This is a genomic window from Dyella marensis (assembly GCF_049532885.1).
GTDB lineage: Bacteria > Pseudomonadota > Gammaproteobacteria > Xanthomonadales > Rhodanobacteraceae > Dyella_D > Dyella_D marensis.
The window spans coordinates 2718278-2733283 of sequence record NZ_CP064029.1; the positions used below are offsets into that span (position 1 = coordinate 2718278).

Genomic DNA, 15006 nt, shown 5'->3' on the forward strand with positions numbered 1-15006 from the left:
GGTTCGCCGCAGGCTCACCCCAACCTACACGTCAGAGCTGCGAAAGCGTCGTCGCATTGAACTTCATGCCCAGGTTGCTCTCGAGATTCCCGATCGCAAACTCCAGCACGCTGAAGAGCTTCGCCCGATCCGCGGCATTGCCGATATCCAGGCTCGCCGTGCCGGCCACACCCGCCTGCCCCAGCGCCGCATTGAACGCCGCCTGCGCCTGCGCCGCCGAGATATAGCTGGACGAAGTGCCGGAAGCGTTCGCGTAAGCCAAGGTCTGGAACACGCTGGAGAACACGCTTCCCAGCGTTCCCGCGCTGACATACACGTGATTGGCCGGCGCCACCAGCGTGGTCGCGCTGGTCGTCGGTATCGGCTTGCCGTACAGCTGGTCCAGGTAATAACGCACCTGGTACGGATACTGCCGATACGTATCCTGCACGCCCCAGATCGAGCTGTACGCATCCACGGATGCCACCGTCGCCGGCGTGGCCGTCGCCCCCAGCCGGCTGTAGCTTCCTACCAGGCCGCCGTAATAGCCCTGGTTATAGGCCACGTTCAACAGCACGTCGAAGAAGTTGTTCGGCAGCGTCTTGAAATTGACCAGCGCATTGTTGAAGGCCGGCTGCCATGGCGTGACCCATCCGCCCTCGCCGGTGCCGGTCACGATCAGTGCGACAAAATCGTTGTAGTGGAAATAGGCCGTCAGCATCGGCCCGTAATACTTGTTGTTGAACGAGGCCGGCGTCGGCTTGCTGTACTGCGTGGCGGCGGTGGCCATGGTGTAGCCGATATGCTTCTGGATCGCGATGTAATTGATCAGCGAATGCCCGGCCGGCGCATAGCTGCCGGACACCATGTCCGCGGCGTAGTTGTTGATCTGGTACGGACCGCCCTGCCCCACGCCCATCACCGCCTGCTGGTCGGGCGAGGGATCGATCAGCGGACCGCTGCCGACATAATCCTGCGTGGCGATATTTTCCTGCAGCAGCTGCGCCAGCACCGAGCCGTAGACGTAGTCCTTGTTGAACTGCAGGCCGGGGTAGTACTCCTGCACCAGATGGCCGTACATCACGCCGGCGATCAGGTTGGACACGATCAGGTCGGTGTAGTTGTCGCCGGTGAGAACCAGCTGGTCCTGCGCATTGCCCACGCCCAGCAGCAGATGGAAGTTGATCGTGCCGGAAGTGCTGCCAACCGGCGGCGGCGGCGGAGGTGGCGGCGGCGGATTGGTGCCGCCGCCGCAATTGGCGGCCACCGTCCACGGCTGGCCGCTGTCGGAAGCGCCGCTGTGCGTGGCCGGGTCGTCGCCGCGCGTCCACCAGTTGGCGGCGTAATTGACGCCGTTTTCGCTCGCCTGGTCGCCGCCGACGTAAATGGCCGAAGCGTTCCAGGCGGCCGAACAAGCCGGTTGCGATTGCGCATGCGCACCGATGGACACCGCGGTCAAAGTCGCCGTGGCGATCGCGCGCATGCCGAGGGTGGACCACTTCGCCAGATGCTGCTTGCTGGGCATGGACATGTCTCCGAGTGAAGGCTGCTGATAGGCCGCGCTCTCCGCCGGCCGGTATGACAACGATTCCCCTCTTTCCCGTCAGCCGCGCGCAGCCTCACGCATCCACCCCCTTACCGGGCTGGATGAAAGAAGCCAAAAATACGAACAGCAGCGCCCGTCGAACGGCGATGACAACGTTGTCTATCGTTGCGCCGTTATCGCGCCAGCGACCGTGATGCGGATCGCAAAGGCGGGGATCGTCGCGCCTGGCCAGCAGACGCGATCGAATGCCTGGCGCAAGCATCAGCCGGAGAAAAGTCCCTCTCCCATGCGGGAGAGGGACTTGGGGCCGTCACCACCGCATGCGGAAGCCCAACGTCCCGTTGAGCGCATGCGAATCCCCGAAGTGCTTCAAGCCGGTCGAAGCCTGCACTTCGCCGTAGACCGAATAGCGTCCGTCCGCCCAGTCCAGCGACGCGCCCAGGCCGAAGCCGCCCCACAGGCGCTCGTTGCGCGAGGTGAAGTCAGTGCCTGCCACGTTCACGCGCGCATCGCCGCCAAAGTTGCGATAGAGGTTGGCAATGGCGTAGACGTGCGTGGCGACCGAGCCGGACTCGCCCTGGCGCGCACTGCGGTAATCGGCCATCACGCCGGCACGTGCGGTGGTCGTGGTGCCCTGCTGCTGCGCCACGTGCGCGCCGAACGCATCGTTGAAGCTGTCGAAGCTGGCCTTGCCGTACGTCAACTGCGCCTGCGGAACCAGCGACCACTGGTCGCCCAGCCGGAAGCGCCGGCCGGCTTCCACGCCCAGCGCGTACGCGCTGCCCTTGTTGCCGTCTTCCAGCAACTGCGCCAGCGTGGTCGAACGCAGATCGGTATCGAGACTGGACCAGCGCGCCTGGCCGTCGACATAGAAACCGTTCTCGCCGTACCAGGTAAGCGTGCCGCCGATGCCGTAGCTGCGCGTCTTCAGGCGGCCCTGGCCGTATACCGACTGCGCATTCGACTGATAGCGGCCGTATTGCAGCGTGGCGCCGCCCACCAGCTTGCCGCCCTCGCCTTCGCTCAGCGTGGTGTCGATGCCGGCCTCGGCTTTCCAGGTCGACAGGTCGTAGCGCGTGGCGCTGGTGCTGGTCTCGGGCTTGAAGCTCTGGTCGCCGCCCTCGACGCGCATCCACAGGCCTTCGCCGGGTTTCATGTTGTCCTCGGCCTGCACGCCGGTCCACAGGCGGTCGCCGGTGCGCTGGAACAGCGTGCCCAGCGTATTGACCTGCTGCAGGATGCCGGCATAGGCCTCGTACAGCGGCACGCCAGGCTGGTACAGCGGCTGCGGATTGCCGGGGTTGCCCGGATCCGTCGGTCCGGTGGAACCATTCACCAGCGCCGAGCGCAGATACCAGTCGCCGTCGTTCGCATTGGCCGTGCCCTGGTACAGCCGATACGCATATGCGCCGGCCACCACCGCCTGCTGGCCCTGGAACACGTAATCGCCCTGCAAGGCGAATGTGCCGCCGGACGTGCCCTGCACATCGATCAGCTTGATGCCCTGCGCGGTCTGCGCACCCGCGCCGCCGACGTTGTTGACGCGCACCGCGGTGTTGCCGGAGGTGTTGCCGGCGACCACCAGCTTGTCGGTGGCGGAACTGTCGTCGCCAAGCACGGTGTTGAACAGCAGCGTGCCGCCCTGTCCGGTGTAATCGCCGCGCACCGTCAGCGTAGCGCCCGGCGCCGCACCGAAGTGCACCGTGCCGGCGTTGCTCAATGCGCCGATGCTTTGCGCGTGGCCGGCGAGATCGAGCGTGGCATTGCCCTGCACGGTGAACGCGGAAGCGGCGTTGAACGCATTGTCCACCGCCGCCGCCAGCGTGCCCGCCGCCACCGTGGTGGCGCCGCCGTAGTTGGACGTGCCGGCCAGCACCAGCGTGCCGTTGCCCGCCTTGGTCAGGCTGCCGCTGCCGCCGATGCCGTTGGCCAGCTGCAGCGTGGTGCCGTCGTCGGTGTCGATGGTGGCGGCGCCGCCTACGCCGACCGTGCGGTTGCTGAGGATGTTGCCGGTGGTGTGCAGCGTGCCGTCGTCGATCGACAGGTTGCCGGCGGAGTCGCCGAGGTTGCCGTCGTTCGATACTTGCAGTGTGCCCGCACGCACCGTGGTGCCGCCGGTATAGGTGTTGACGCCGGTCAGCACCAGGGTGCCGAGATCGTCCTTCACCAGCATGCCGTTGCCGGTCAGCGCCGCGTCGATCGTGGCCGTCATGCCGGCACCGGCCGCGGTGCCGTCGCCCACGCGGATGGTGTCGGCGCCGCCGGCCAAGGTGACGGAACCGCCCGTCACCCGGTAGCCGTCCACCTGGAACTGCATGCCCGACGCGCTCACCTGCCCGTTGGCGTTGTCCACCGTGACCGTGCCGCCCGCGCCGCCGAACACCGCAAACGTGCCATTGGTGTACGGCGCATTGAGCGCGCCGCTGGCGTCGGTCCAGTAGTCGTTGTCGGCCAGGCGCCAGGTGCCGGTGCCGCCGTTGATGGCGCCGTCGTTGGCGTGGCCCGGGCCGTCCCAGAAGCTCAGCGTCAGCCCGGCGCTGTTCACCAGATTGACCTGGTGGGCGATCGAGGTCTGCACGAAGGCATCGCCGCTCGGCACCGCACCGAGCGCGAGGCCGTTGTCGGTCAGCGCGCCGTCGTAGCTGAAGAGCCGATACACGCCCGCGCCGAAGCTGCCGCCCGTGGTGGCGGTCACGTCGAGCGCGCCGTCCAGCGTGAGGTTGCCATGCACCACGGTGAGGTCGTTGAGCGCGCCACCGGGCGTGCCGGCCTGGCCGAGCTGGTAGGCAAGCTTGCTGTTGGCGCCCAGTGCGAGGTTGCCGTTGATGGTGAGCGTACCCGCCGCGCCGGCATCGCCCGGACTCAGCGTGGCGCCGTCGGCCACCGTTACATTTCCGCCGATGGTGCCCATGCCGCCCAGGGTGGCGCCGCTCTGTACCGCGGTGGCGCCGGTGGCGCCGGACTGGTTGCCGTTCACCAGCAAGCTGCCCGACTGCACCGTGGTCGCGCCGGTATACGTGTTGGCGCCGCCGAGCACGGTGGTGCCGCTGCCCTTCTGCACCAGCGCGCCGGTGCCGGAAACCACGCCGCCGAACGCGTAGCTGTCCGAGCGGTTGAATGCCAGCGTGCCGTTGTTCGCCACATCGCCCAGGACCGAGCCGGCCGCGCCGCCCTCGCCCAGCTGCAGCACGCCATCGGTGACGGTGGTGCCGCCGGTGTAGGTGTTGTCGCCCGCCAGCACCAGGCTGCCGAGATCGGACTTGGTCATGCCACCAGTGCCGCTCAGCACCGAAGCAATGGTCGCCGTCATGGCGGTGCCGGCCGTGGTGCCGTCGCCGACGCGGATAACCGTCGGCGATGTACCGAGCGCGATGCCGTCGCCCTGCACGCGATAGCCGTCCACCGCGAACTGCATGCCGCCGCTGTTCACCGCGCCGAGGCTGCCGTCCACCGTCACCGTGCCGCCGGTGCCGCTGAAGATGGCGAAGGAGTTGTCCTGGTACGGCGCGTTGATGCTGCCGTCGGTCACCGTCCAGTTGTCGTTGCCGGCATTGTTCTGCCACACGCCGTCGCCGCCCTGGATCTGGCCATCGCCGCGCGCGCCGTTGCCGTCCCAGAAGTTGACGTTGAGGCCGGCGGTGTTGACCAGGTTTACCTGGTGCGCGATCGAGGTCTGCAGGAAGTAATCCGGCGACGGCACCGAGCCGATGCTCATGCCGTTGTCGGTAAGCGCGCCGTTGTAGCCGACGACGCGGTAGATACCCGGATCGAAGTTGCCGCCGGAAGACACCGCCACGTTGAGCGTGCCGTCCAGCGCGAGGTCGCCGTTCACCTGCACCAGGTCGTTGAGCGGACCGCCCACCACGTTGGCCTGGCCCAGATTCACGTTGAGATTGCTGGCGTTGCTCATGCCCAGGTTGCCCTTGACGGTGAGCGTGCCCGGCGCGCTGCCCACGTCGCCCGGGCTCAGCGTGGCGCCGTCGGCCAGCGCCACGTCGCCGCCGACGATGCCCTTGCCGCCGAGCGTGCCGCCGGCATCGACCGAAGTGGCGCCGGTCGCTGCACTCTGGTCGCCATTGATGAACAGGCCGCCCGCACGAACGGCGGTGATGCCGCCGTAGCTGTTGTTGCCGCTGAGCACGGTGGTGCCCGCGCCCTGCTGTTCCAGCGAGCCGGTGCCGGAGATCTGGCCGGCGAACGCCAGGGTGTCGGCGCGGTTGAAGACCAGCGTGCCGTTGTTGGCCACCGCCCCCAGGAGCGAACCGCTGGCGCCGCCGTTGCCTACCTGCAGCGTGCCGGCCTGGATCAGGGTGCCGCCGGTGTAGCTGTTGTCGGCACCCACGATCAGCGTGCCGCTGCCGTCCTTGTTCAGCGAACCCGCGCCCGCGATGGCGCCGTTGAGCGTCAGGTCGGCATCGTTGAGGAAGCGCCCGCCCGCGCCGTTAAGCGTGACCGCGCGGCCGGAAGTGATGGCGGCGGTGTTCTCCAGCACGCCGTTGTTGAACGTCAGCGCGCCGCTCGCGTCGCCGAGGTTGGCATCGCTGGACACGATGATGCCGCCTGCGTTGATGGTGGTGCCGCCCGTATAGGTGTTGCTGCCGTCCAGGGTGAGGCTGCCGCTGCCGGTCTTGGTGAGCCCGCCCGCGCCGGTGACGGTGCCGCTCAGCTCCAGGTTCGCCTGCGTCTCGAAGGTGGCGCCGCCCTGGTTGATCGTCACCGCGCGCGCAGTGGAGATCGCCGCGGTATTGCGCAGCGTGCCGCCGTCGAAGGCCAGACCGCCCGCCGCGTTGCCGAGATTGGCATCGCCCGCCACCTGCAGCACGCCACTGTTGACCGTGGTGCCGCCGGCATAGGTGTTGGCGCCGCTCAGCACCAGGGTGCCGAGATCGTCCTTCACCACACCGCCGGTGCCGGCCAGCACCGCGGCGATGGTCGCCGTCATGCCCGCGCCCGCGGCGGTGCCGTCGCCCACGCGGATGATGTTCGGCGCGCCGCTCAGGGTGAGCGCGCCACCAGCGACGGTGTAGCCGTTCACCGCGAACTGCATGCCCGAGCTGGTCACCGCACCCAGGCCGTTGTCCACCGTGACCGTGCCCGGCGCGCCCATGAAGATGCCGAACTCGCCATCGGTATACGGCGCATTGTACTGGCCGGTCTGGTCGGCCCAGTTGGCATTGCCGGCCGAGTTCTGCCAGACGCCGCTGCCGCCGTCGATGGTGCTGTTGGCATTGCCGCTGGGGCCGTCCCAGAAGTTGAGCGTGAGTCCGCCGCTGTTGAGCAGGTTCACCTGGTGCGCCACCGAGGTCTGCACCTGGAAGCTGCCGGACGGCGTGGTGCCCAGTGCAAGGCCGTTGTCGGCAAGCAAACCGTCGTAGCTGATGATGCGGTACAGGCCCGGGCCGAAGCTGCCGCCCGGCGTCGCCGCCACGTTGAGCGTGCCATCCAGGCTCAGGTTGCCGTGCACCACGGTGAGGTCGTTGAGCGCGCCGCCCACCACGTTGGCCTGGCCGAACTGGTAATTCATCGCGGCGCCGGCATTCAAGGCCAGGCTGCCGTTGACGGTGAGCGTGCCCGCCGCGCCGGCATCGCCGGGATTGAGCGCGCCGCCGCTGGCCACCGTCACGTCGCCGCCGACGATGCCCTTGCCGCCCAGCGTGCCGCCGTTCTGCACGGTGGTGGCGCCGGTCGCACCGGCCTGGTCGCCATTGACCAGCAGCGTGCCGGCCTGCACGGTCGTCGCGCCCTTATAGGTGTTGGTGCCGGTGAGCACGGTAGTGCCGTTGCCCAGCTGCGTCACGCCGCCGGTGCCGGAGACCAGGCCGCCGAACGTATAGATGTCCGAACGGTTGAAGGCCAGCGTACCGTTGTCCACCACGTCGCCGAGGATGCTGCCGTTGGCGCCGCCATTGCCCAGCTGCAGCGTGCCGGCGGTAATCGTGGTGCCGCCGGTGTAGGTGTTGGCGGCGGTGAGCACGGTGGCGCCGCTGCCTTGCTGCACCACGTTGCCGGCGCCGGAGATGGTGCCGGGCACGGTCGAAGTGTCGGCACGGTCGAACGCCAGCGTGCCAGCCGCGACGATGACGTTGGCGCTGGCGATCGAACCGGTGGTGCCGCCGGCGCCGAGCTGCAGGATGCCGCCGTTGATCACGGTGTTGCCGGTATAGGTATTCGTGCCCGTGAGCGCCCAGGTGCCGGCATCGTTCTTCGCCACCGTGGTGATGCCGCCGGAGGCGTCGATGATGCTGCCGCCCATCACGTTGAGGCCGGTGTTGGTGCCGCCCAGGCCCAGCGTGCGGTTGCCGGCGCCGGCATAAGCCGCCGAACCGGTGTTGGCGAACACGATGGCGCCGGTGCCGGAGGACTCGATCACGCTCGAGCCGGTGGACAGCGTGAACAGGCGGTCGGTGGTGTCGCCCGCGCCGGTATAGCGCAGCGTCGCGCCGCTGCCGATTACCAGGTTGGCGGCGGCACCGGAGGATTGGCCAAGGCTGCTGACCTGGCCGCCGTTGGCGAGCTTGTCCACGCCCAGCACGCCACCGATGATCGTGGTAATGCCGGTATAGGTGCTGGCCGGGTTGCGCAGGATCCAGGTGCCGGTGCCGGTCTTGCGCACCGAGGTCTTGCCCGTGCCGTTGTCGGACAGCTGCAGGGCCAGGCTGTTGTTGCCGGTGCTGGTGCCGGTGAGCGTGACCGTCTGCGCGGTGTTGGGGCTGCTGAAGGCGAGCGCGCCGGTGTTGGTGAACTGCACGGCGCCAGTACCTGAGGCATCCAGCGCGCTGCTGGCGGATGCGCCAAGCGTCAACAGGCGATTGGTACTGTCGCCGGCGCCCACGTACATCAGCGTGCCGCCATTGAGCACCAGGTTGCCGGCGCCGACGCTGGACGCGCCGATGGAGCTGGCGGTGCCGCCATCGGCGAGCTTGAACACCTGCAAGAAGCCGGCGTTGACCGTATTGGTGCCGGTGTAGGTGCTGATGCTGCCGGAAAGGTATTCGAAGCCGCCGCCATTCTTGACCAGGCCGCCGGTGCCGGTGATTGCACCGGCGTAATTGGCTGCCGCCTGGCTGCTGGCACCGTTGGTCACCGTGAGCGTGGCGCTGCCCAGGTCGATATTGCCGCCCGTAGTGCCGCCGCCGTAGAAGTAGCTTACGTTGGTGTTGAAGCTATTGAGGTCGACCAGCACGCCAGCGGTGTTGTCCAGCGCCAGATAGCCGGTGCCGAACGCGTTGGCCGCGGCAGCGCGCAGGATACCGCCGCGATTGTAGGTGCCGCCGGTGTAGGTGTCGGCGCCGCTCAGCACCAGGGTGCCCGGGCCCTGCTTCTGGAACTGCCCGCCGCCTTGTATCGGGCCGCTGACGCCGAGCGTGGTGGCCGCATTGCCGATATTGATAGCGCCGTTGCCGCTGAGCAGGATGCCGCGGTCGATCGCCACGCTCGCGCCGGTATAAACCAGCGTGCCGCCGTACAGCGTGAGGTTGGCGGGCGCGCTGCTGGAAGCGCCCACGCCGCTGGGCTGGCCGCCGTTGGCAAGGCAGTCGGTGCTGAGCGTGGAGGAGTTGAGCGTGGTGGCGCCGGTATACGTGTTGCCGCAGCCGCTCATCGTCTGCGTGGCGCCGTTGATCGACACACCGCCGGTGCCGCTGATGGCGCCGCTGAAGTTGCCGGTGGTGTTGGTCTGCAGCGTGCCGGCGCCGAGCGTGACATTGCCGGCGCCGTACAGGCCGCCCACCCATACGTTGTGGCCGGCAAGATCCGCGGTCGCACCCGCATTGACCGTCAGGCGCCCCGCGCCCGAGCCATTGGCGGCGCCGCCGAACGCCTGGTTGGAACCGGCGCGCAGGATGCCGGCATTGACCGTGTTGCCGCCGTTGTAGGTATTGGTGCCGGACAGCACCAGCACGCCCGCGCCGTCCTTGGTGAGCGAACCCGCGCCGGTCACCGTGCCGCTGTCGGTAAGCGTGGTGGACACCTGCGCGACGTCGACATGCCCACCACCGGAACCGAGCGTAAAGCCGCGGTCGGTCGATGCGGTGGCGCCGCTGTATTGCAGGCTGCCGCCGGTCTGCAGCACCAGGTTGGCCGGATCGCTGCTACCGGCGCCGATGCCGCTGGCCGTGCCGCCGTTGGCCAGCGTGCCGACCGACAGCGTGCCGTTGCTCACCGTCAGCACGCCGACGAAATCGTTGGCCGCATTCGCCAGCGTCAGCGTGCCGGTGCCGGTCTTGTTGAAGCCGGCGTCGTCGGGGCTGGTGACCACGCCGCCGAGGGTCACGTTGGCCGTGCCGTCCACCTGGATGGTGCGCGACGGGCCGCCATTGACCAGGGTGAAGCCGCGGTCGCTGCTGGCGGTGGCGCCGATATAGCGCAGCGTGCCGTTCTCGATGATCAGGTTGGACGACGCATTGCTCGACGCGCCGAGCGCACTCGCCGTGCCGCCGTCGGCGATGCTGTTGATCCTCAGCGTGCCGCCGCTGACCGTGGTCGCACCCGTATACGTGTTGCTGCCGGTGAGCGCCACCGAGCCGGCACCCGAGCCCCCCGAGGCGAAGCTGGTGGCGCCACCGTTATCGACGATGGTGGAGCTGATACTGAATACGCCCCCGCCGTTCTGCAGCACACCCAGCGGACTGCCACCGGCTCCGCCGGTCATACTGCCGCCCTGGAAGACCTGCGACGCGGTACCCGACAACGGCGAGACGATGATGCTGCCATCCACGCTCAGCGTATTGCCGGCGCCGATGGTCACCCCCGAGTTGGACGGCGCGGTGACCTTGAGGCCACCCAGCGCGACACTGCCGTTGACTGTGCCGAAGTACGGCGTGTTGGCATTGCCGCCTTCGTCGCTGACGATGTCGCCGTTGAGCCAGGTGCTGGCGTCGTCCTTGTTGGCATACGCGGTGAAGGCGGTGATCACGCCGCCGGTGACTTGCGCGTAGTCCGTGCCGTTGACCGTGGCCCAGCCGCCGAGCGCGCCGTCGGCATGCGTGGTGGTGATGGTGCCGCCGGTGTTGAAGCCGAAATCGACCAGGCCGCCGCTGCGGTTGATCGCGCCCAGGCCCAGCGTCAGCGTGCCGCCGGTGCCGGCGGTGGCGCTGATGCGGTTGCTGCCGGCAGTGACGTTCAGGCCGTTGAAGCTCTGGCTGTTGGCGCCCGCCTTGCCCTTGATCGAGAGCGTGCCGCCGGCCAGGTTGAGCGACGAGCTGGCGCTGACGATCTGGCTTGCCGGCGCGCCGGCCACGGTGAAGTCCAGCGCCAGCGTACCGCCGCCGATGGAAGTGGCGCCGCTGTAGGTGTTGGCGCCGCTGAGCGTCTGCGTGCCCGCGCCGAGCTTGGTCAGGCCACCGCTGCCGGCTATCGCGCCGCCATAACCGGTGGTGCCGCTGGCGGCGTTGAGCGTGAGCGAGCCGCCGCCGAGCTGCAGCGTGCCACCGGTGCCGGCGAGCGAAGGCGCGGTGATGTCGAAGTTGTTGAAATCCAGCGTGCCGCCGTTGACGACCAGGCCCTTCGAGTTGCCGAACGCATTGGCGCCGCCCGCGGTGAGCGTGCCGGCCTGCACGGTGGTGGTGCCCGCGTAGGTGTTGGCGCCACTCAGCAGCCAGCTGCCGCTGCCGTTCACCACCAGGTTGCCGGTGTTGGATATGACGCCGCTTACCGTATTGGCGCCGGCGTAGCTGCCGCCAAGGGTGAGCGTGTCGGTGCCGCCGTTGACGAAGGCGATCTGGCCGGTATAGGAGAGCGCGCCCGTGCCGTCGTTGTAGAACGCGCTGAGGCCGTCCGAGGTGAGCGTGCGGTTGGTCGAGGTGGCCGCGCCGACATAGCGCAAGGTGGCGCTCTGCAGGTTGAGGTTGCCGACGTTGTTCAGGCCGAACGAACTGGCGGTACCGCCATCGGCCAGCACGGAAGCGACCACCGTGATGGTGTTGATGGTGGAGGGGCCGGTGTAGGTATTGGCGCCGCCGAGGGTGATGGTGCGGCCCGCGCTGCCGGTATACGAGACCGTGCGGTCCGACGTGCTGCTGATCGTGCCCAGCAGTTGCATGTCGCCCGATACCGCCTGGAAGTTCTGGCCGGTCGTCCATGCGCCGGTCAGTCCGATATTGCCGGTCAGGGTCAGCGTGCCGGTGCCGATGTTGCGCAGCGCGTTGCCGCCGCTGGAAGTGTTGGCGAAGCGCCAGTCGCGGTTGGACACATTGCCGGCGCCGCCGTAATTGAGCGTACCGCCCAGGCCGCCGCCGGCCTGCACCACGATCAGGCCGTTGGCCGCCGTGGTCGGCGCACCGACCGCGCTCGCCTCGCCAATATTGCCGACGGAGGTGATGCCATAGGTTCCGCCGGTATAGAAGTTGGTCACCCCGTCGTAATTGCTGGCGGCATTGCCCATGACCACGCCGCTGCCGGCATTGACGTTGCCGGTGCCGGTGAAACGGGCATAGCCGACACCGTTGCCGGTCAGCACCACGGTGCCGCCGGTCAGCGTGACCACGCGAGTCGAGGCGAGTTGACCGCCGCTGGCGGAAAGCCCCGCGCCATTGGCCATGGTGATGCCATTGCTGGCCGCACCGAGGGCGGCATCGTTGGTGACCGAGATCGAACCACCGGTGATGTTGATGCCGCCACTGAAGGTGTTCGCTCCGTTCAGTGCCAGCGCGCCACTGCCGCTCTTGGCCAGCCCCGCGGTGCCGGCGATCACCGAGTTGATGGTGGCCGAGCCGGACACGCCCGGCGTGGTGCCGGCCAGGGTCAGCGTACCGCCGTTGATGCCGTAGCCGGCCACGTTGAAGGTGAGCGTGTTGACCGTGATCGGCGCCTTGAGCGTGACGATGCCCGCGGTGCCGGCGAAGATCGCGTTGTCGAGCGCGGTGTTGTTCCAGCTGTAGAACGGTCCCGCCACGCCATCGTTGGCGGCATTCCAATACGGTGAGACGAGCTCCCAGTCGCCGGTGCCGCCGCTGCCGTTGGAGCCGCCGTTGACGTCCCAGTAGCGGTCGGCGGCATGTACCTGCGGCACGGCCAGCGCAGCGAGCACCGCCAGGCGCAGCGTCCATGCGCCAAGGTTCGAGCGCGCCGGCGCTGCGCGCTCGTCCACACCCGCAACGCCGCAGCGGCCACGCCCCTTGCCATGCTTCCCGGTGAGTTCGGAGGCAACGACCCAGGCGTTCAAGGCCCGCGACCACACGATGCGGAATACACGATTCATAGGTTTTCCCCTGTAAGGAGCAGCAAGCGTCCGCACGGCGGCGCACGGCCACCGACGATGGAAACAAAATGGAGTGCGCGGCGTGCCGCGCCTGGCGATAGCCGGAGCGGCCGGCTCAGCAGCGCGGCGGCGGCCGCGCCTGGTCGACGCGGCTCAGCGCCATGGGCGCGAAGCGGCGCTGCGGATTCGCACAGCTGCCCGCGAAGCAGATCGCTCGCGCTGCGTGCGTCATGGGTTGCCTGAACACATCGGCCCTGCCAGTTGAAGAACTCACGATCCCCCTCCGGCGCTGCTCCATGCGAGCGCCAGTGTCTTCAAACACGTCGGACGGCGGCCGGCAGATGCCGGTGTCGGTAGCCAGCAAGGCGAGACACCCCTGTCCCTTGTCGGACCATCATACGAAAAATATTACCCGCGTAAGGTGTGCGTAAGGTCACTGCTTTACGCATCCGCTTATTCACGTTGATTTCGCGGGCAGTGCGCCTGGCGCCGTATGCAAAGCATGGCGAACGCGACGATGTGAGCGCCCATGTCCCAGCCAGTGAGTGCACTTGCGGTTGGCGGCAAGCGATCGGGACCGGTGCGGCGCGCTGATGAGGTCGGGTCCGGATTCCCGCGTTTCACGCCGATCTTTTGCATAGGCAGAGCAATCGCGCGCCATGCATGACGCAAAATCACGACCGGCGTGACGAAGCCCGCCGGCGCGGCGGCGTTTCAGGCCGGACGCTCCGGCTCGCCCGTGCTCAGCTCGACCCAGTCGAGCTCGGCCTCGACCTGCCGGAACGCATCGTCGCCGATCGCACCGGACAGGCGCAGGTCCTGCACCGCGTGGCGGGACTTCGCCACCAGGCAGCGGCGCAGCACGTTGTCTTCGTGGCTGCCGGGGGCGCGGCCACGTTCCACGTTCTCCAGCGCCGCGGCAAGTTCGGCGCGCACGCGCATCGATGCCGGCGTCGGGTCCGCGGGCAGCTCGTCCATCGCGGCGCGGATCGCGGTGGCTCGCGCCAGTTGCAGTTCGCGCTGCACGGTGCCGTCCGACGGCAGGCGCACCAGCTTCAGCAGCGGGCCCAAGGTCAGGCCCTGGATCACCAGCGTGCCCAGCACCACCACGAAGGCGGTCAGCTGGATGAAATCGCGATACGGAAATCCCACCGGCAGCGCCATCGCCGCGGCGAGCGTGACGATGCCGCGCATGCCCGACCAGCCGATCACGGCCGCGCCCTTCAAGGTGGCCGGCGGCCCGGGCTTGCCGGACTGGCTGCGGCGCAGGCTGTTGAGGCGCACCAGCAGGTGGTGCACGAACACCCACGCCAGGCGCACCCCGATCACCACCGCCAGGATCACCATGGCCATGCCCAGCGAGTGCAGCCGCTCGCCTGCGCTCGACCTCTCCAGGATCGGACCCAGCTGCAGGCCGACCAGGGTGAACGCCAGCACGTTGAGCACCACGGTCGCCGTTTCCCAGATCGGGAACGATGCGGTGCGGATATGCGTCTGCATCGGCCGCGTGCTCAGCCGCGACATGGTCAGCGCGAAGGTCACCACGGCCACGATCGGCGACAGCCGCAGGCGCTCGCTGAGCAGCCAGATGCCGAAGGTCAGGCCGAACTGGAAGATCACCGCGCTGGGCGCTTCCTCGAAATGCCGCATGAAGCGGGTGATCGGCCAGGTCAGCGCCAGGCCGAACAGTACGCTGCCGAACACCACCAGGACGAACATCGGCAAGGCATCCGCCGCGTGAAAGCCACCCGCCGCCACCGCACTCACGGCAAGGCGATAGATCAGCAGCGCCGACGCGTCGTTCAGCAGGCTCTCGCCTTCCAGCACCATGCGCATGCGCAGCGGCACCGGCAGCCGGCGCAGGATCGCGGTGGCGGCCACCGCGTCCGGCGGCGCCAGCAGCGCACCCAGCGCGATGGCGGCCGCCCACGGCATATCCAGAAACAGCCAGCGGGCCGCCAGCGCCACCGCCACCGTGGTGAGCACCACCGCCACCAGCACCAGCGACAGCACCGGCAGCCACATCGCGCGCAGGTCGCGCAGCGAGGTGTCGAAGGCGGCGTCCATCAGCACCGGTGCGACGAACAGCACTAGCACCAGGTCGGGCGGGAATTCCAGCTTCGGCGGATCCGGCAGGCAGGCCAGCAAGGCGCCGCCCACCGCCAGCAGCACCGGATAGGGAATATTGATGCGCTTGGCGAACGAGGAGACAACCGCCGCGCCGAGCAGAAGCACCAGGATGGTTTCGAAGACCTGCATGGGCCGGGACTCTACATCACCAGCC

The 15006-nt window shown here is 68.4% G+C and carries 3 protein-coding genes; all 3 read right to left on the bottom strand.

Going from position 1 to position 15006, the window contains the following annotated elements:
• Positions 1-31: 31 nt before the first annotated feature.
• The gene (locus ISN75_RS11730) at positions 32-1504 is read right to left on the bottom strand and encodes a carbohydrate-binding protein (RefSeq protein WP_343820230.1); all 1473 of its coding nucleotides are present in this window, start codon (positions 1502-1504) and stop codon (positions 32-34) included.
• A gap of 331 nt (positions 1505-1835) precedes the next feature.
• Positions 1836-12722: an autotransporter-associated beta strand repeat-containing protein gene (locus tag ISN75_RS11735; protein ID WP_343820232.1), complete on the bottom strand. Its 10887-nt coding sequence runs from the start codon at positions 12720-12722 to the stop codon at positions 1836-1838.
• Between the two features lie 714 nt (positions 12723-13436).
• Positions 13437-14981, bottom strand: coding sequence for a sodium:proton antiporter (locus ISN75_RS11740; protein ID WP_343820233.1), 1545 nt, complete (start codon positions 14979-14981; stop codon positions 13437-13439).
• Positions 14982-15006: the final 25 nt, after the last annotated feature.